Genomic DNA, 16,718 nt, shown 5'->3' with positions numbered 1-16,718 from the left:
GACCAAGATGCGCATACTGATCGCCAATGTGAACACGACCGCCTCCATGACCGAGACGATCCGTGCACAGGCCGCGGCCTCCGCCTCCCCCGGCGTCGAGATCGTGGGGCTCACCCCCTCGTTCGGGCCGGAGTCGGTGGAGGGCAACTTCGAGAGCTATCTGGCCGCCGTCGCCGTGATGGACCGGATCGTCCGCTACGACGAGCCCTACGACGCGGTGATCCAGGCCGGGTACGGCGAGCACGGCCGGGAGGGCCTCCAGGAACTGCTGGACGTCCCGGTGGTGGACATCACCGAGGCGGCGGCGCAGGTGGCGATGCTGATCGGCCGTACGTACTCGGTCGTCACCACCCTGGACCGGGCCGTGCCGCAGATCCAGGACCGGCTGCTGCTCGCCGGGCTGAACGAGCGGTGTGCCTCGGTGCGGGCCTCCGGGCTGCCCGTGCTGGAGCTGGAGGCGGATCCGACGCGCGCGGCCGACGCGATCGTGGCGGAGGCCCGCAGGGCCGTCGACGAGGACCGGGCGGAGGTGATCTGCCTGGGGTGCGGCGGTATGGCCGGGCTCGATCAGAAGATCAGTGCCGCCACGGGCGTCCCCGTCGTCGACGGCGTCGCCGCCGCGGTCACCCTGGCCGAAGGGCTCGTCCGGCTCGGCCTCAGCACCAGCAAGGTGCGCAGCTACGCACCGCCGAGGCCCAAGACCGTGACGGGCTGGCCGATCGTGCGGTAACGGGGTCGCGGGGCGCCGTCCGGGTTCCGGAAGTGCGCGGCGGCGCGTTGCCGTGTCTGCCGGTGACCGTTCACGCACCGACGTACGGTGTGGGCATGGCCCCTCCGCTTCCGGGTCCGCTGGCGCACCTGGCACCGCTGCTCAGCCACTACGGCTACTGGGCCGTCGGCGCCGTGGTCTTCGTGGAGGACTTCGGCGTCCCCGCCCCGGGCGAGACGATCCTGATCGCGGCCGGGGTGTACGCCGGGGCCGGGCAGCTCGACGTCGTGGCCGTGGCCCTGATCGCGTTCGCCGCGGCCGTCGTCGGGGACAACATCGGCTACCTCGTCGGCCACCTCGGCGGACGCCCCTTCGTGCACCGCTGGGGCCGGTACATCTTCCTGACGCCTGAGCGGTTCGCGGCGGCCGAGCGGTTCTTCGGCCGGCACGGCGGCAAGATCGTCGTGGTGGCCCGGTTCATCGAGGGCCTGCGCCAGGCCAACGGCATCATCGCCGGCACCACGGGCATGCACTGGCTCCGCTTCCTCGCCTTCAACGCGCTCGGCGCGGCGCTGTGGGTCGGCCTGTGGGTGAGCCTCGCCTACGCCGCGGGCGCGCACATCGGCACCGTCTACGACGAGATCCGCCGCTACGAGGTGTACGTGCTCGTGGCACTCGGGGTCCTCGTCGTCGCGCTGATCGTGCGGCACCTGCTGCGGCGCAGGCGCCGCGAGGACTGACGGCGTCACCCGCGCCGTCCACGGGGCACGGCCACACCTGCCGGCCCGTGGACACATGTGCTCCCCACGGGCGCGCACGCCCACGACCGGCGCCGGCCTTGCGGGTGCGGCCGTGGGCGTCAGCGGCCGTCCCGGCCCGTGGGCTCGTTCAGCGAGCCGGTGTCCCGCCCGCCGCCGTAGTGGCGCGCGGCCCGGTGCGCGTGCCGGTGGTGCGTCGCGGCGCCGGTCAGGAGGCTCGCGCCCAGGCAGAAGAGCAGGGCGAGGGCGAGACCCGCGCTGAAGACCTCGAGCGTGTTCATGGTGGCGATGTGGTTGCCGAGCACCGACACCGGGTAGTGCGGGCCGCCGGACAGGTTGTCGGCGATGACCAGGCCGGTGAACGCGGCCGTCGCCGCAAGGAGGAGCAGGCCGATGAGCAGCATGGGAGTCATCTCCTCGAAGAGTCACTCATCGAGGCGGGTACCCAGCCCACTACCGACCAGCCCACTACCGACCAGCCCACCACCGGGCCGCTCCACCACCTCCCGGGCGATCCGGCCAGGCGATCCGGCCGGCGTCCTCGGCTGCGACGGAGCCCGAACCGGGACGCCGCACACCGCCGGACGGCCTCCGGCGGTGTGCGTCCGGCGCGGGTGTGCGCCTCAGGCGGCCAGCACCTTCTCCAGTGAGGCGAGGGCCGAGCGCAGCTCCTCCTCGGTGATGGTCAGCGGCGGCGCCAGCCGGATCGTGGAACCGTGGGTGTCCTTGGCCAGGACGCCCTCCCGCATCAGGCGCTCGCCGATCTCCCGCCCGGTGCCGATCGCCGGATCCACGTCCACGCCCGCCCACAGGCCCCGTGAGCGGAAGCCGACGACACCCCGGCCGACCAGCTGGACGAGCCCCTCGTGCAGCACCTTGCCCAGCTCCGCCGCCCGGAGCTGGAACTCGCCCGTCTCCAGGAGCCCGACGACCGCCGTGCCGACCGCCGCGGCCAGCGGGTTGCCGCCGAACGTCGACCCGTGCTCACCGGGCCGCAGGACCCCGAGCACCTCCCGGGACCCGACGACCGCGGACACCGGCACGATGCCGCCGCCGAGGGCCTTGCCCAGCAGCAGGACGTCCGGGACGACGTCCTCGTGCTCGACGGCGAGGGTGCGCCCGGTGCGCCCGAGGCCCGACTGGATCTCGTCCGCGATGAACAGGCAGCCCGCCCGGCGGGTCAGCTCCCGCACGCCGGCGAGGTAGCCGTCGTCGGGGATGAGTACGCCGGCCTCGCCCTGGATCGGCTCGATCAGCACCGCCGCCGTCGTCTCGTCGATCGCCGCCTCCAGGGCCGCCGGATCGTTGTACGGGACGATCTTGAAGCCCGGAGTGAACGGCCCGAAACCCGACCGTGCCGTCTCGTCCGTCGAGAAGCTGACGATCGTCGTCGTACGGCCGTGGAAGTTGTCCGCCGCGACCACGATCGTCGCCCGGTCGGCCGGGACGCCCTTGACCTCGTACGCCCACTTGCGGGCGACCTTGATGCCGCTCTCCACCGCCTCGGCGCCGGTGTTCATCGGCAGCACCATGTCCTGCCCCGTCAGCGCCGCCAGCCGCTCGGCGAACTCGGCGAGGCGGTCGTTGTGGAACGCCCGCGAGGTCAGGGTGAGCCGGTCGAGCTGGCGGTGGGCGGCCTCGGTCAGCACGGGGTGGCGGTGACCGAAGTTGAGCGCCGAGTAACCGGCCAGCATGTCGAGGTAGCGGCGCCCCTCGACGTCCTCCACCCACGTGCCCTCGGCGCCGGCCACGACCACGGGCAGCGGGTGGTAGTTGTGCGCGAGGACCGGCTCCTCGGCCTGGATCAGCTCTGCGGAGGTACGGGTACGGGCAGGTGCGGTCATCAGCGGATCTCCTGGGTGCAGCACTTGATTCCCCCGCCGGCCTTGTGGAACTCGGACAGGTCGACGGGGACGGGGACGTAGCCGCGGTCGGCGAGCTGCTCGGCCAGGGCCGTGGCCCCGGGCGAGATGAAGACGTGGTGCCCGTCCGAGACGGAGTTCAGGCCGAAGGACATGGCGTCCTCGCGGGTGGCGATCAGCGCGTCCGGGTACAGCCTGGCGAGCACCTCGCGGCTGCCCGGCGAGAACGCGTCCGGGTAGTACGCGATGTTCCCCTCGCCCTCGTCGTCGAGGACGAACAGCGCCGTGTCCAGGTGGTAGAAGTACGGGTCCACCAGGGTCAGGCCGATCACCGGGGCGCCGAGGAACTCCTGCGCCTCCCGATGGGCCTCACGGGTGGTGCGGAAGCCGGTGCCGGCGAGGATCCAGCGGCCGGCGGGCACGAAGTCGCCCTCGCCCTCGCACACCGACTCGGGACGGTAGACATCGAAGCCGGCCGACTTGAACCACGTGTCGTAGGGAAGGGACTCCGGACGGCGCTCGGGCGCGTGGAAGAGGGAGCCGAAGACGCGGCCGTCCACGACCACCGCCGCGTTGGCGGCGAAGACCATGTCGGGCAGGCCAGGGACGGGCTCCACGGTGTCGACGCTGTGGCCGTGGGCGCGGTAGACGCGCGTCAGCTCGTGCCATTGGGCCTGGGCCAGGGACACGTCCACGGGGAGGTCGGGACGCATCCAGGGGTTGATCGCGTACTGCACGGCGAAGTGTCCGGGTTCGCAGACGAGGAAGCGCCGCCGGCGCGGCACACGGGTCTCGGGCACAGAGGGGTCCCTCCGCTTCCTGGGGGGCGACTGGGGTGATTCAAAGGTAGGAAGTGGCGAAGACGGACGACAAGAAACAAAAGCTGCGCGTTCAAGCAGGAATGCTGCGTGTCTCGACGGCTCAGCGCACGTCTGATGCGTCCGGTGGGGCGGGCTGACTGGCGCCCGCCTCAGGACTGTCCGGCAGCAGGTGGGACAGCACCATCACGCTGATCGTCTTGCGGATGAACGGCTCGGTACGGATGCGTTCCAGCACCTCCTCGAAGTGCTCCACGTCCCGCGCCCGCACGTGCAGCAGCGCGTCCGCGCCGCCGGTCACCGTCATCGCCGCCGTGATCTCCGGATGGTGGCGCACCACCTCGGCCAGCCGCCGCGGCGGGGCCGCGCCCTCGCAGTACACCTCGACGTACGCCTCCGTGCGCCAGCCCAGCGCCACAGGCTTCACCGTGGCCGTGAACCCGGTGATCACGCCGCTCTCGCGCAGCCGGTCCACGCGCCGCTTGACGGCCGTCGCGGACAGGCCGATGGCGGCGCCGATCTCGGCGAAACTGCTGCGGGCGTTCGCCATCAGAGCGGTGAGGATCTTCCGGTCGAGTTCGTCGAACGGTGCCTGCCTGCTGTTCATGGCGGCACTGTATCCAGCACGGACGCCGGTGCCCGGCACATGTCACAGCGTGCTTTTCGCCCCTACACTCCACGTTCATGCTGCGCGCCCTCGCCGTCGACGACGAACGCCCCTCGCTCGAGGAACTGTTGTACCTCCTGAACGCCGATCCCCGGATCGCCGGCGTGGAGGGCGCCGGCGACGCGACCGAGGCGCTGCGCCGCATCAACCGGGCGCTGGAGTCCGGCCCGGACGGACCCGACGCGATCGACGTCGTCTTCCTCGACATCCACATGCCGGGCCTCGACGGCCTCGACCTGGCCCGGCTGCTGAACGGGTTCGCCCAGCCGCCGCTGATCGTGTTCGTCACCGCCCACGAGGACTTCGCCGTGCAGGCCTTCGACCTCAAGGCCGTCGACTACGTGCTCAAGCCCGTCCGCAAGGAACGACTCGCCGAGGCCGTCCGCCGCGCCGCCCAACTGCGCGGCGCCGCCCCGCGGATACCCGTCAGCGAGCCCGATCCCGACCATCTGCCCGTCGAGCTCGGCGGGGTGACCCGGTTCGTGGCCGTCGAGGACATCACCCACGTCGAGGCGCACGGTGACTACGCCCGGCTGCACACCGGCAGGGGCAGCCACCTCGTGCGCATCCCGCTGTCCACCCTGGAGGAGCGCTGGCGCGCCCGCGGCTTCGTCCGCATCCACCGCCGGTACCTGGTCGCCCTGCGCCACATCGGTGAACTCCGCCTGGACGCGGGCACCGTGAGCGTCCTGGTCGGCACCGAGGAACTCCAGGTCAGCCGACGCCACGCGCGGGAACTGCGCGAGCTGCTGATACGCCGGACCGCGCGCTAGGGAGCCGTACGTCATGCCGCAGGACCCGACCGAACGCCGTGTCGTCGTCACCGGGCCGCCCCGCCGCACCCGCCGGGCCCCGGGCCACTACCGTCCGCGCACGGAGATCGACGAGCAGACCACCCTCGGCCACACCTACGTCCGCTCCCTGATGCGCAGCCAACTGCGGGCAGCCCTCACGGTGTTCGCGGTGCTCGTGCTCCTCGTCGGCCCGCTGCCGCTGGTGTTCGCCGCGGCCCCCGACGCCCGCCGGCTGAAGTGGGCGGTCCTCGGCTTCGGCCTCTACGCCCCGCTGGTGCTCCTCGCCCGCTGGTACGTGCGCCGCGCCGAGCGCAACGAACGCGACTTCGTACGGCTCGTCGGAGACCGCTGACCGCCGTGAACTCCGCCTACACCGTCCCCGCCGTCGCCCTCGTCGTGGTGGCCACCATCCTCGTCGGCGCCTTCGGCCTGCGCATCTCCCGCACCACCTCCGACTTCTACGTCGCCTCCCGCACCGTGGGCCCGCGCCTGAACGCGGCCGCCATCAGCGGGGAGTACCTCTCCGCGGCCTCGTTCCTGGGCATAGCCGGACTGGTCCTCGTCCAGGGCGCCGACATGCTGTGGTACCCGGTCGGCTACACGGCCGGCTACCTGGTCCTGCTCCTGTTCGTCGCCGCCCCGCTGCGCCGGTCCGGGGCCTACACGCTGCCCGACTTCGCCGAGGCCCGGCTCGCCTCCCAGGGCGTGCGGCGGCTCGCGGGCGCCTTCGTCGTCGGCGTCGGCTGGCTGTACCTGCTGCCGCAGCTCCAGGGAGCCGGACTCACCCTGGCGGTACTGACCGGGGCGCCCGCCGCGCTCGGCGGAGTGATCGTCGCCGTGGTCGTCGTGGCCATCGTCGCCGCGGGCGGGATGCGCAGCATCACCTTCGTCCAGGCCTTCCAGTACTGGCTGAAACTGACCGCACTGCTCGTCCCCGCCCTCTTCCTCGTGCTCGCCTGGCAGGGGGACGGGGCGCCGCGCCGCGCCTACGACGAGCCGGCCGCCTTCCGCGAGCAGCGCACCGTGCGCGTCGCGGAAACCCTCGACCTCCGGCTGGAGGGCCCGCTGACCGTCACCGTGACCGGCACCGTCGACGGCCGCGCCCATCACGAGCGGCGGGTGAGCCTGCCGGCCGGGACGCACCGCGTCGAGGGCGGCACCCGGCTCACCTTCGCCCGGGGCGCCGGAGTCCCGGTGGCCGAGCGCGGCGGCAGCGGCGGCATGTCCACCTCACTGGTCGCGGGCCGTGAGGAACGCCCGCTGTACGCCACCTACGGGCTGATCCTCGCCACCTTCCTCGGCACCATGGGCCTGCCGCACGTCGTCGTCCGCTTCTACACCAGCCCGCACGGCGTGGCCGCCCGCCGCACCACGGTGGCCGTGCTCGGCCTGATCGGCGCCTTCTACCTGCTGCCCCCGGTGTACGGCGCCCTCGGCCGCCTCTACGCCCCCGAACTCACCCTCACCGGGAGCGCGGACGCCGCCGTGCTGCTGCTGCCCGACCGGGTGATCGGCGGCCTCGGCGGGGACCTGCTGGGCGCGCTGGTCGCGGGCGGCGCGTTCGCGGCGTTCCTGTCGACCGCCTCCGGCCTGACCATGGCGGTGGCCGGGGTGCTCACCCAGGACGTGCTGCCCTCGCGCGGCGTACGCCACTTCCGGCTCGGCACGGTGCTCGCCATGGCCGTACCGCTCGCGGCGAGCGTCCTGGTCGGCGGACTGCCCGTCGCCGACGCCGTCGGGCTGGCCTTCGCGGTGTCCGCCTCCTCCTTCTGCCCGCTGCTCGTCCTCGGCATCTGGTGGCGGCGGCTCACCCCGCCCGGCGCGGCCGCCGGGATGCTGGCGGGCGGCGGCGCCGCGCTCGTCGCCGTCGCCGTGACCATGGCGGGCTTCCCGGGCACCGGGCCGCTGCACGCGCTGCTCGCCTGGCCCGCCCTGTGGTCGGTGCCGCTGGGCTTCCTCACGATGATGCTGGTGTCCCTGGCCACGCCCGGCCGGGTACCGGCCGGCACCGCGGCCGTCCTGGCCCGGTTCCACCTGCCCGAGCAGCTGCGGGCGGAGGTGACGGGATGAGCGGCTTCCTCGCCGGGATGTGCGTGGCCGTGCTGCCGCTGCTCGCCGCCGGGTACTGGCTCGGCCGGCGCACCGCCCGCCCGCAGAGCCTCGGAGGGCTCGGCACCCCCGTCGAGCACGCCACCTTCCAGACCCTGCACGCCGCCTCGCTCGCGGCACCCCCGCTGCGGGCCGGGCTGACGGAGGAGACCGCCCGCAAGTCGGCCCGTCGGCTGCGCTCCCTGCTCGGCACCGACGCCCTGTGCCTCACGGACGACACACGGGTCCTCGCCTGGGACGGCGTGGGAGGCCACCACCGCACCGAGATCATGGAACGCCTCACCGGGCCCCTGGAGACCGGCCGCGGCGAGGCCTTCCGGCTCACCTGCCGGACCCCGGACTGCCCGGTGCGCTGGGCCGTCGTCACCCCGCTCACCGTCGACGACCGGGTCCACGGCGCCCTCGTCGCCTGCGCGCCCCGCGAGTCGGCCGTGCTGGCCCGCGCCGCGGCCGAGGTCGCCCGCTGGGTCTCCGTGCAGCTGGAGCTCGCGGACCTCGACCGGTCCCGCACCCGGCTCATCGAGGCCGAGATCAAGGCCCTGCGCGCGCAGATCTCCCCGCACTTCATCTTCAACTCGCTCGCGGTGATCGCCTCGTTCGTCCGCACCGACCCCGAGCGGGCGCGGGACCTGCTGCTGGAGTTCGCCGACTTCACCCGGTACTCGTTCCGCCGGCACGGCGACTTCACCACGCTCGCCGACGAACTCCACGCCATCGAGCACTACCTGGCGCTCGTACGGGCCCGCTTCGGCGACCGCCTGTCGGTCACCCTCCAGATAGCGCCCGAGGTGCTTCCCATCGCCCTGCCGTTCCTGTGCCTGCAACCGCTGGTGGAGAATGCCGTCAAGCACGGCCTCGAGGGCAAGACCGGCACCTGCCACATCAGGATCACCGCGCGCGACGAGGGTGCCGAGGCGGTGGTCGTCATCGAGGACGACGGCGCCGGCATGGACCCCGGCCTGCTGCGGCGCATCCTCGCGGGTGAGCACAGCCCCTCCGGCGGTATCGGACTGTCCAACGTCGACGACCGGCTCCGGCAGGTCTACGGCGACGACCACGGACTGGTCATCGAGACCGCGCAGGGTGCGGGCATGAAGATCAGCGCCCGGCTGCCGAAGTACCAGCCGGGCGTCCACTCGGCGACGCGGCTCACCGGGGAGTGATCCTGCTCAGGTGCCGCGGGTGACGACCATGCCCAGCGTGACCAGGCCCAGCACGACCCAGCCGAACCACAGCCAGCCGTTGCCGCCGAGCGCCACCGTGTAGGCCGTCACCGCGACGAGCGCGCCGACGGTGAGCACCCCCATCGCCTTCGTGGAACCGTCCGTGGAACCGTGCATCGCGGCACCCTCCTCATGGTCCGTAACCTCCATGGTGCCCCGGTTCGGCCATCGGCATCCCCCACAACAAGCCGCTTGCACCCTCACCCCCACCACGGCCCGGCGGAGGACCGCCGCGGGCGACGGCGCGAGCCGCGGTTCTGGGCGGTGCGCCGAGGTCCCTCGGCGTCGAGCCCGCGCCTCACCGTGTCCCGTTCAGGACCGTCCGGACGCTGACGGGCTCAGTTGCCCCGTGCGTTCAGGGACGCCAGGTACGCGTTGTACGCCTCGAGCTCCTTGTCGCCGTCGCGGTCCGCGGCGCGGTCCTTGCGGCGGGCCTGGCGTTGTTCGGATTTGTACCACTGGAAGAGCAGGGCGAGCAGCACCAGGACCGAGGGGATCTCGCTGAACGCCCAGGCGATGCCGCCGGCCGCGTTCTGGTCGGTCAGGGCGTCGATGCCGAGCGAGGCGGGCGGGTTCATGAAGGTGCCGACCATGGGCGTGGTCGCCATCATCAGCGCGATGCCGAAGAACGCGTGGAACGGCATGCCCGCGAACAGCTCCAGCATCCGCATGAGGTGACCCGGCCGGTTCGGGCCCGGGTCGACGCCCATGATCGGCCAGAAGAACACCAGGCCCACCGCGAGGAAGTGCACCATCATCGCGATGTGGCCGGCCCGAGAGCCCATCAGGAAGTCGAACAGCGGCGTGAAGTACAGGGCGTACAGGCTCGCGACGAACATCGGGATGGTGAAGGCGGGATGCGTGACGACCCGCAGGTACCGGCTGTGCAGCAGGGCCAGCAGCAGCTCACGCGGCCCCTTGCGGCCCCGCCCGGCCACCGGCAGCGCGCGCAGCGCCAGCGTGATCGGGCCGCCGAGCAGGATCAGGATCGGCGACAGCATGCTGATGATCATGTGCTGGACCATGTGCACGCTGAACATGACCATGCCGTAGTCGTTCAGCTTGGTGCACATCACCAGGGCCACGGTCAGCACACCGATGACGTACGCCACCGTCCGGCCCACCGGCCAGGCGTCGCCGCGCCGCCGCAGCCGCACCACACCCCAGCCGTACAGTCCGAGCCCCAGCAGGCAGGCGACGAGGAAGAACGGGTCCGCGGACCACTCGAGACCGCGTCCCAGCGTGAACGGCGGCAGATCGTTCATCATGCCGTGCCCGCTGTGATCCATCCGCCGGCTCCTGATTCGTGTGGATTGTGCGCTGTCTGTCCACAGCTGTCTGTCCGCACCCAGACTAGAGCCGCCCCCGGCCGCGACTGCGACCGGGGGCGGTGGGGAAGCGCGGCGTGGTTCTACAGCACGCACTCCGCCTCGGCGTACCGCTCCGCGGGGACCGTCTTGAGGGTCGCCACCGCCTCGGCCAGGGACACCATCACGATGTCCGTGCCGCGCAGTGCCGTCATCCGGCCGAACTCCCCGCGGTGCACCGCCTCCACGGCGTGCCAGCCGAACCGGGTGGCCAGCACCCGGTCGTACGCCGTCGGCGTGCCGCCGCGCTGGACGTGCCCGAGGATCACCGGCCGGGCCTCCTTGCCGAGCCGCTGCTCCAGTTCGAGGGAGAGCTGCCGGGCGACGCCGGCGAACCGCTCGTGGCCGTAGACGTCCTTGCCGCCCTCGTCGAAGTCCATGGTGCCCGCCCTGGGCTTGGCGCCCTCCGCGGCCACGACGATCGCGAACCGCTTGCCGGCCGCGAAACGCTCGCCCACCTTCGCCGCCAACTCCTCGATGTCGAAGGGGCGTTCGGGGACGACGATGGCGTGGGCGCCGGCCGCCATGCCGGACTGGAGCGCGATCCAGCCGGTGTGACGGCCCATGACCTCCACGATCAGCACCCGCTGGTGGGACTCGGCGGTGGTCTTCAGCCGGTCCAGGGCCTCGGTGGCGACCGTCACGGCGGTGTCGAAGCCGAAGGTGAGGTCCGTGACCGCGATGTCGTTGTCGATGGTCTTGGGCACGCCGACGATCGGCAGGCCGCTGTCCGACAGCAGCCGGGCCGCCTTGAGCGTGCCCTCGCCGCCGATCGGGATGATCGCGTCGAGCCCCAGCTCCTCGACGTGGCCCCTGGCCCGCTGCACACCGTCACGCAGGTGCTCGGGACGGACCCGGGAGGAGCCGAGGATGGTCCCGCCGCGGGCGAGGATGCCACTCACCGCGTCGAGGTCGAGCTTGAGGTAGTCGCACTCCAGGAGGCCCTTCCAGCCGTCGCGGAAGCCGATGACCTCGTCGCCGTGATCGACGACGGCACGGTGTACGACGGACCGGATGACGGCGTTCAGGCCGGGACAGTCGCCGCCGGAGGTGAGGACGCCAATGCGCATAGCCCGAATAACCTTCTCAACATGGGCGCGGGGACCGGACCACACTGTCCGGTCGGTCCCCGCCACCCTAGCGGCACCGGGCGGTGGGGCCGAACCCTGCGTCCGCCTGCTGGACGGGCCCGCTCACCTGTGCGGACACCGTGTCAGACGGGCTCCCGCCGGGGCCGTCCGCGCGGGCTGCCGCGGGCCTGTTCCGGCCGCGCCCCGACGCGCGCGGCCGGTCCTGCGCGGGCTGCCGCGCGGCGGTCCCTGTGCGGGCTGCTGCGCGGCGGTCCCTACGCGGGCTGCTGCGCAACTGTCACTACGCAGGCTGCTGCGCAACTGTCACTACGCAGGCTGCTGCGCAGCCGCGATGCGCTCGTTGCGCAGTGCCTCGTACCAGTGGTCCTCGATCGGCGGCAGCGCGTTGACGTCGAGTGCCAGCTTCAGCAGCAGGTCCGCGATCAGCGGGTTGCGGGCCAGCACCGGCCCGTGCATGTACGTGCCGAAGACGGTGTCGTTGTACGCGCCCTCCGTGCCGTCGCCCGTGCCGTTGCCCCTGCCCAGGCGGACCTGGGCGAGCGGGCGGGCGGTGGGGCCGAGGTGGGTGACGCCCTGGTGGTTCTCGAACCCGGTCAGCTGGGGCAGGCCGAGCCGCGGGTCCACGTCGCCGAGCACGTCGCCGACGCACCGCTCGCCCTCACCGCGCACCGACACGACGTCGAGCAGGCCGAGCCCCGGCTCACGCTGCCCGAGGTCGTTGACGAACTCGTGGCCGAGGATCTGGTACCCGGCGCAGACGGAGAAGACGATCGCGCCGTTCTCCACCGCCCTGTGCAGACTGCCGTCGCGGCGCAGCCGCTCCGCCGCCAGCCGCTGCGGCCGGTCCTCGCCACCGCCGATCAGGTAGATGTCGCCGGAGGTCGGGATCGGCTGGTCGCTGCGCACGTCGAGACGGGCCACGTCCAGGCCGCGCTGGCGGGCCCGGCGCTCCACCACGAGGACGTTGCCCTGGTCACCGTAGGTGCTCAGCAGGTCCGGGTAGATCCACACCAGCCGCAGTTGGTTGTCACTCATGAAGTGGTCGTCCTTTGTGGTCAGTTGCCGACGCGGCGGCGCAGGTCCTGGAACGCGGTGTAGTTGGCGATGACCTCGATCCGGCCGGGCGGGGCCTGCTGCACGGCCTGGTCCAGGCTGTCGCAGACCTGGAACTGCTGGCCAGCGACCTCCAGGCGCACCGCGAGGTCCAGCTTCCGGTCACCGAGCACGAAGAGCGGGTGCCCGGTCAGGCGCGTGTAGTCGACGTCCCACAGCCAGGAGGTGTCGGTGCCGTCGGCGCTGCGCGCGTTGACCGACAGGATGACCGGGGTGGGCGGCGGGTCGATCAGGGAGAACGTCTCCAGCCAGCCGGCCGGGTTCTTCGCCAGCAGCAGACGCAGGTCGCGATCCTGGAACTGGACGACGTCGTAGCGGCCTGCGACCGCCTGCACCTGGTACATCCGCTCCAGGGCGACCTGCGGCGGCACCCCGAAGACGGCGGCGACGGCCGCGGACGAGGCGGCGTTGGCCTTGTTGGCGCGGCCCGGCAGCTGGAGGTGGATCGGCCAGGCCGAGCCGTGCGGGTCGAGGACGTGGTCGCCGGACAGGGCCCAGCTGGGGGTGGGCCGGCGGAAGCCGCACTCGCCGCAGTACCAGTCGTCGCCCGGACGCTGCATCACTCCGCCGCAGGAGGGGCAGGACCAGGCGTCGTCCTTCCACATCTGCCCGGCGGCCACCCAGATCACGTTGGGGGACGAGGACGCGGCCCACACCACCAGCGGGTCGTCGCAGTTGGCGACGAGCACGGCCTTGGAGCCGCTGAGCGACTCACGCCAGTTCTCGGCGAGCATCCGGGTCTCGCCGGCCCGGTCGAGCTGGTCGCGGGAGAGGTTGAGCAGCGCGATGCACTTGGGATCGGTGTCCCGGGCCACGCCCGCGAGGTACTTCTCGTCGACCTCTATCACGCCGAACTTGGCGTCCGAGCCGCCGGCGAGCGCCGAGGTGATGCCCGCGGGCATGTTCGCCCCGAGCGCGTTGGACACGACGGGGCCCGCGGCCCGCAGCGCCTCGGCGATGAGCCGGGTGGTCGTGGTCTTGCCGTTGGTCGCCGAGACCAGGATCACGTCCAGGTGCTGGGCGAGCCGGGCGAGCAGATCGGGGTCGAGCTTGAGGGCCACCCGACCGCCGATCACCGAACCGCTGCCCCGTCCCGCGGCACGCGATGCCGCAGCGACCGCCTTGCCCGCGGTCACGGCCAGCTTGGCCCGCGGCGTGAGCGGGTCCGAGTTGCCTGCCATCAGTTCTCGATCCTCCTTGCGTACGCGCCGCGCCCTGAGTCATCCGGCAACGTGGTGTGGACCTCAGCCTATCGAGATCCGCCGACGCTCCCGAATCCCGGCCCCTGCCAGCGCGGCAGGCAGGGGCACATGGAACCGTACCCTTGCCGCCATGCGACATGGCTCGATCCCGGGCGCCCGCGGGCGCGTCCGGCCCCTTTCCCTGCTCGGCAGCCCCGTTCTGCACGCTCCCTGCGAGGAGGTCACCGACTTCGGTCCCGAACTGTTCCAGGTGGTGGAGGACTTGTTCGCGACCATGTACGCGGCGCGTGGCGTGGGCCTCGCCGCGAACCAGATAGGGCTGCCGCTGCGCGTCTTCGTGTACGACTGCCCGGACGACGAGGACGTGCGCCACCTCGGCCATGTGGTCAACCCGCGGCTGGTGGAGGCCGACGGAGTGGAGATCCGCGGGCCGGAGGGCTGCCTGTCCCTGCCGGGCCTGGAGGCGGGGACGGAGCGCTACGACCACGCGGTGGTCGAGGGCTTCTCGGCGACCGGGGAGCCGGTCACCGTGCACGGGACGGGGTTCTTCGCGCGCTGCCTCCAGCACGAGTGCGACCACCTCGACGGCCGGGTGTACGCCGACCGCCTCTCGGGGTGGCGGCGCAGCCGGCTGCTGCGGCAGGCCGCACGGGCACCGTGGGGGCGGTGAACCACCGCGCGGCCACGGGCCGTCGGCGGCCGTTCGCGCCCCGCGGAGCGGCCGCACGGGGATGAGCACCGAGCGCGGGGGCGCGGCTCAGAACCCGGGGCCGCCGATCTTGTCGCCCACCGCCGCCAGCCGTCCCCACAGGAGGTCCGCCAGGCTGCGGACCAACTCCGCCCGCGAGCACGGCCGTTCGCCCAGCCACCAGTCGCCGGCCGCGTGCATCATGCCGACGATGCCGTGGCCCCACACACGGGCCAGTTGCTGTCCGGCCGGACCCAGGTCGAGCCGCTCCTCGATGACCAGGGCCAGCTCCTCACCCATGCGGCGCAGCAGCGGGGCGGAGTGCTTGCCGACGTCGAAGCCCTGGTCGGTGCCCTGGCCGCCCTCCGCCGGGTGCATCAGGAAGCGGTAGACCTGCGGGCGGGCCTCGATGGCCGCGAGGTAGGTGTCCAGCGTCGACTCCACGCGCTCCCGCCGGTCCGCGGGGGCGTCCAGCGCGGCCCGCAGGGAGCCGAGCAGGGCGTCGGTGTGGCGCTGGGCGAGGGCGGCGTACAGCCCTCCCTTGTCGCCGAAGTGGCGGTAGAGGATCGGCTTGGTGATGCCGGCCTCGGCGGCGATGGCGTTCATCGACGCGTGCGGGCCGTCGCGCAGCACCACCCGGTCGGCGGCCTCCAGCAGCTCGCGCCGTCGGCGGTCGGCGGACCGCTGCTGATCGGTCCGCTGCGTGGTGTCCATGAGATCTCCCCACCCGTGCTGGTTCGGTGACGCCTGCGCAAAGTAACACTGACTGGGCCGGATACCTCGAACGGGCTGCCGGGGAATGATCAGGAGTCGACTTTTTCTACTGACCAGTAACATAGTATCGTTACCGCAAGTAACACGCAGGTGTGCCGCTGGAGGGGACATGGCCGAGTTCACCATGGAGCTCAACGACGAGCAGAAGGAGGTCCGGGACTGGCTGCACGGCTTCGCGGCCGGTGTGATGCGCCCGGCCGCCGCCGAATGGGACGAGCGCGAGGAGACCCCCTGGCCGGTCATCCAGGAGGCCGCCAAGGTCGGCATCTACTCCCTCGACTTCTACGCCCAGCAGTACTTCGACGCCACCGGCCTCGGCATCCCGATGGCCATGGAGGAGCTGTTCTGGGGCGACGCCGGCATCGCCCTGTCCATCGTCGGCACCGGCCTCGCCGCCGTGGGCGTCCTCGCCAACGGCACCGAGGAGCAGATCGGCACCTGGATCCCGCAGATGTACGGCGACCCGAGCGACGTGAAGGTCGCCGCCTTCTGCTCCTCCGAGCCCGACGCCGGCTCCGACGTGGCCTCGATGCGCACCCGCGCGGTGTACGACGAGGCCAAGGACGAGTGGGTGATCAACGGCACCAAGACCTGGGCGACCAACGGCGGCATAGCCAACGTGCACGTGGTCGTCGCCTCCGTCGACCCCGAACTCGGCTCCAAGGGCCACGCCTCCTTCATCGTCCCGCCGGGCACACCGGGACTGAGGCAGGGCCAGAAGTTCAAGAAGCACGGCATCCGCGCCTCGCACACCGCCGAGGTGGTCCTGGACGGAGTACGCGTCCCCGGGTCCTGCCTGCTCGGCGGCAAGGAGAAGCTCGACGAGCGGCTCGCCCGCGCCCGGGAGAAGGCCCGTAAGGGCGGTGAGAGGGTGAAGAACGCCGCGATGGCCACCTTCGAGGCGTCCCGCCCCGCCGTGGGCGCCATGGCGGTCGGCACCGCCCGGGCCGCCTACGAGGTCGCCCTCGACTACGCCAGGACGCGGGAGCAGTTCGGCCGGCCGATCATCGACAACCAGGGCGTCGCGTTCCAGCTCGCCGACATGCGCACGCGGATCGACGCCGCCCGGCTGCTGGTCTGGCGGGCCTCGTGGATGGCGGTCAACGGCAGGCCGTTCGAGGCCGCCGAGGGCTCGATGTCCAAGCTGTTCGCCAGCGAGACCGCGAAGAAGGTCACGGCCCAGGCCATCCAGATCCTCGGCGGCAACGGCTACACCCGGGAGTACCCGGTGGAGCGGATGCACCGTGATGCGGCGATCTACACCATCTTCGAAGGGACCAGCGAGATCCAGCGGCTGGTGATCTCCCGCACGATCTCGGGCATGCCGATCCGCTAGTGCGGTGACCGGAAAGGTTCACCGGCTCGCGACGCCCGGCACGGCACTCCCCCAGCCTTCGGCCGGGGGTACCCCCACGCCGCGTTGTCGCATCACCCGAGTACATCCCGTACGCGGGCAATGCTCCGCCTTGCGATGTTCCCCCACTGCCTGAAGGGCGTGGGAGGTGCCCCCAGCACCGGACGCCGCGAGCTTCCCGGCACACCT

At 72.2% G+C, this 16,718-nt stretch carries 18 protein-coding genes; 8 read left to right on the top strand and 10 right to left on the bottom strand.

The window, feature by feature from the left end:
• The first annotated feature begins 7 nt into the window (after positions 1-7).
• Together ACIQMV_RS26060 and ACIQMV_RS26055 are read left to right on the top strand one after the other, a co-directional pair.
• Entirely contained in the window at positions 8-730 is a 723-nt protein-coding gene (locus tag ACIQMV_RS26060; protein ID WP_402595921.1) for an aspartate/glutamate racemase family protein, read from the top strand.
• Positions 731-825: 95 nt separating this feature from the next.
• On the top strand, positions 826-1,449 hold the full coding sequence (locus tag ACIQMV_RS26055; protein WP_401780011.1) for a DedA family protein: 624 nt from the start codon (positions 826-828) through the stop codon (positions 1,447-1,449).
• Between the two features lie 119 nt (positions 1,450-1,568).
• Here the strand turns inward: ACIQMV_RS26055 and ACIQMV_RS26050 are convergent, their stop codons facing one another.
• The 4 genes from ACIQMV_RS26050 to ACIQMV_RS26035 form a co-directional block, all read right to left on the bottom strand.
• The gene (locus ACIQMV_RS26050) at positions 1,569-1,871 is read right to left on the bottom strand and encodes a hypothetical protein (protein ID WP_401780008.1); all 303 of its coding nucleotides are present in this window, start codon (positions 1,869-1,871) and stop codon (positions 1,569-1,571) included.
• 219 nt (positions 1,872-2,090) lie between these two features.
• Complete coding sequence (gene rocD / locus ACIQMV_RS26045; RefSeq protein ID WP_141363177.1) at positions 2,091-3,311, bottom strand: ornithine--oxo-acid transaminase; 1,221 nt, start codon at positions 3,309-3,311, stop codon at positions 2,091-2,093.
• Positions 3,311-4,129, bottom strand: coding sequence for a dimethylargininase (gene ddaH, locus ACIQMV_RS26040; RefSeq protein WP_402595920.1), 819 nt, complete (start codon positions 4,127-4,129; stop codon positions 3,311-3,313). Before ddaH ends, rocD begins: the two co-directional genes overlap by 1 nt.
• A 121-nt stretch (positions 4,130-4,250) precedes the next feature.
• Entirely contained in the window at positions 4,251-4,754 is a 504-nt protein-coding gene (locus tag ACIQMV_RS26035; RefSeq protein ID WP_402595919.1) for an Lrp/AsnC family transcriptional regulator, read from the bottom strand.
• Between the two features lie 77 nt (positions 4,755-4,831).
• On the opposite strand from ACIQMV_RS26035, the gene ACIQMV_RS26030 reads away from it, so the two are divergent.
• The 4 genes from ACIQMV_RS26030 to ACIQMV_RS26015 are packed head-to-tail and all read left to right on the top strand — an operon-like array spanning position 4,832 to position 8,880.
• Positions 4,832-5,587: a LytTR family DNA-binding domain-containing protein gene (locus tag ACIQMV_RS26030; protein WP_141363183.1), complete on the top strand. Its 756-nt coding sequence runs from the start codon at positions 4,832-4,834 to the stop codon at positions 5,585-5,587.
• Positions 5,588-5,600: 13 nt separating this feature from the next.
• Positions 5,601-5,960: a hypothetical protein gene (locus ACIQMV_RS26025; RefSeq protein ID WP_225079055.1), complete on the top strand. Its 360-nt coding sequence runs from the start codon at positions 5,601-5,603 to the stop codon at positions 5,958-5,960.
• A gap of 5 nt (positions 5,961-5,965) precedes the next feature.
• Positions 5,966-7,678: a cation acetate symporter gene (locus ACIQMV_RS26020; RefSeq protein ID WP_401779994.1), complete on the top strand. Its 1,713-nt coding sequence runs from the start codon at positions 5,966-5,968 to the stop codon at positions 7,676-7,678.
• Complete coding sequence (locus tag ACIQMV_RS26015) at positions 7,675-8,880, top strand: sensor histidine kinase (protein ID WP_402595918.1); 1,206 nt, start codon at positions 7,675-7,677, stop codon at positions 8,878-8,880. The genes ACIQMV_RS26020 and ACIQMV_RS26015 overlap by 4 nt, the downstream gene beginning before the upstream one ends.
• 6 nt (positions 8,881-8,886) lie before the next feature.
• Here the strand turns inward: ACIQMV_RS26015 and ACIQMV_RS26010 are convergent, their stop codons facing one another.
• The 5 genes from ACIQMV_RS26010 to ACIQMV_RS25990 all read right to left on the bottom strand — a co-directional run bounded on the left by ACIQMV_RS26010 (position 8,887) and on the right by ACIQMV_RS25990 (position 13,692).
• Positions 8,887-9,057, bottom strand: coding sequence for a hypothetical protein (locus tag ACIQMV_RS26010; protein WP_225079052.1), 171 nt, complete (start codon positions 9,055-9,057; stop codon positions 8,887-8,889).
• 221 nt (positions 9,058-9,278) lie between these two features.
• Complete coding sequence (locus tag ACIQMV_RS26005) at positions 9,279-10,229, bottom strand: cytochrome c oxidase assembly protein (protein ID WP_141363193.1); 951 nt, start codon at positions 10,227-10,229, stop codon at positions 9,279-9,281.
• Positions 10,230-10,351: 122 nt separating this feature from the next.
• Positions 10,352-11,377, bottom strand: coding sequence for a 6-phosphofructokinase (locus tag ACIQMV_RS26000; RefSeq protein WP_401779988.1), 1,026 nt, complete (start codon positions 11,375-11,377; stop codon positions 10,352-10,354).
• 327 nt (positions 11,378-11,704) lie between these two features.
• Positions 11,705-12,433, bottom strand: a complete 729-nt coding sequence (locus ACIQMV_RS25995) for a type 1 glutamine amidotransferase (protein WP_141363197.1) — start codon at positions 12,431-12,433, stop codon at positions 11,705-11,707.
• Between the two features lie 20 nt (positions 12,434-12,453).
• Positions 12,454-13,692, bottom strand: coding sequence for a MurT ligase domain-containing protein (locus tag ACIQMV_RS25990; protein ID WP_141363199.1), 1,239 nt, complete (start codon positions 13,690-13,692; stop codon positions 12,454-12,456).
• 151 nt (positions 13,693-13,843) lie between these two features.
• Between ACIQMV_RS25990 and def the strand changes: the two genes are divergently transcribed.
• Positions 13,844-14,383: a peptide deformylase gene (def, locus tag ACIQMV_RS25985; RefSeq protein WP_141363201.1), complete on the top strand. Its 540-nt coding sequence runs from the start codon at positions 13,844-13,846 to the stop codon at positions 14,381-14,383.
• Positions 14,384-14,470: 87 nt separating this feature from the next.
• Here def and ACIQMV_RS25980 read toward each other — a convergent pair whose 3' ends face one another.
• Complete coding sequence (locus ACIQMV_RS25980) at positions 14,471-15,115, bottom strand: TetR family transcriptional regulator (RefSeq protein ID WP_141363203.1); 645 nt, start codon at positions 15,113-15,115, stop codon at positions 14,471-14,473.
• 169 nt (positions 15,116-15,284) lie between these two features.
• On the opposite strand from ACIQMV_RS25980, the gene ACIQMV_RS25975 reads away from it, so the two are divergent.
• Positions 15,285-16,511, top strand: coding sequence for an acyl-CoA dehydrogenase family protein (locus ACIQMV_RS25975; protein ID WP_141363205.1), 1,227 nt, complete (start codon positions 15,285-15,287; stop codon positions 16,509-16,511).
• Positions 16,512-16,718 lie beyond the last annotated feature (207 nt).

Origin of the sequence: Streptomyces sp. NPDC091412, assembly GCF_044756885.1 — a bacterium.
Taxonomy (GTDB): Bacteria; Actinomycetota; Actinomycetes; order Streptomycetales; family Streptomycetaceae; genus Streptomyces.
This window is presented reverse-complemented; position numbering and strand designations above follow the sequence as displayed.

Bases quoted from the DNA above. Each gene is read 5' to 3' on its own strand.
- ACIQMV_RS26060 (WP_402595921.1), top strand. From the start codon at position 8: ATGCGCATACTGATCGCCAATGTGAACACGACCGCCTCCATGACCGAG.
- ACIQMV_RS26055 (WP_401780011.1), top strand. From the start codon at position 826: ATGGCCCCTCCGCTTCCGGGTCCGCTGGCGCACCTGGCACCGCTGCTC.
- ACIQMV_RS26050 (WP_401780008.1), bottom strand. From the start codon at position 1,871: ATGCTGCTCATCGGCCTGCTCCTCCTTGCGGCGACGGCCGCGTTCACC.
- rocD (WP_141363177.1), bottom strand. From the start codon at position 3,311: ATGACCGCACCTGCCCGTACCCGTACCTCCGCAGAGCTGATCCAGGCC.
- ACIQMV_RS26035 (WP_402595919.1), bottom strand. From the start codon at position 4,754: ATGAACAGCAGGCAGGCACCGTTCGACGAACTCGACCGGAAGATCCTC.
- ACIQMV_RS26030 (WP_141363183.1), top strand. From the start codon at position 4,832: ATGCTGCGCGCCCTCGCCGTCGACGACGAACGCCCCTCGCTCGAGGAA.
- ACIQMV_RS26025 (WP_225079055.1), top strand. From the start codon at position 5,601: ATGCCGCAGGACCCGACCGAACGCCGTGTCGTCGTCACCGGGCCGCCC.
- ACIQMV_RS26015 (WP_402595918.1), top strand. From the start codon at position 7,675: ATGAGCGGCTTCCTCGCCGGGATGTGCGTGGCCGTGCTGCCGCTGCTC.
- ACIQMV_RS26010 (WP_225079052.1), bottom strand. From the start codon at position 9,057: ATGCACGGTTCCACGGACGGTTCCACGAAGGCGATGGGGGTGCTCACC.
- ACIQMV_RS26005 (WP_141363193.1), bottom strand. From the start codon at position 10,229: ATGGATCACAGCGGGCACGGCATGATGAACGATCTGCCGCCGTTCACG.
- ACIQMV_RS26000 (WP_401779988.1), bottom strand. From the start codon at position 11,377: ATGCGCATTGGCGTCCTCACCTCCGGCGGCGACTGTCCCGGCCTGAAC.
- ACIQMV_RS25995 (WP_141363197.1), bottom strand. From the start codon at position 12,433: ATGAGTGACAACCAACTGCGGCTGGTGTGGATCTACCCGGACCTGCTG.
- ACIQMV_RS25990 (WP_141363199.1), bottom strand. From the start codon at position 13,692: ATGGCAGGCAACTCGGACCCGCTCACGCCGCGGGCCAAGCTGGCCGTG.
- def (WP_141363201.1), top strand. From the start codon at position 13,844: ATGCGACATGGCTCGATCCCGGGCGCCCGCGGGCGCGTCCGGCCCCTT.
- ACIQMV_RS25980 (WP_141363203.1), bottom strand. From the start codon at position 15,115: ATGGACACCACGCAGCGGACCGATCAGCAGCGGTCCGCCGACCGCCGA.
- ACIQMV_RS25975 (WP_141363205.1), top strand. From the start codon at position 15,285: ATGGCCGAGTTCACCATGGAGCTCAACGACGAGCAGAAGGAGGTCCGG.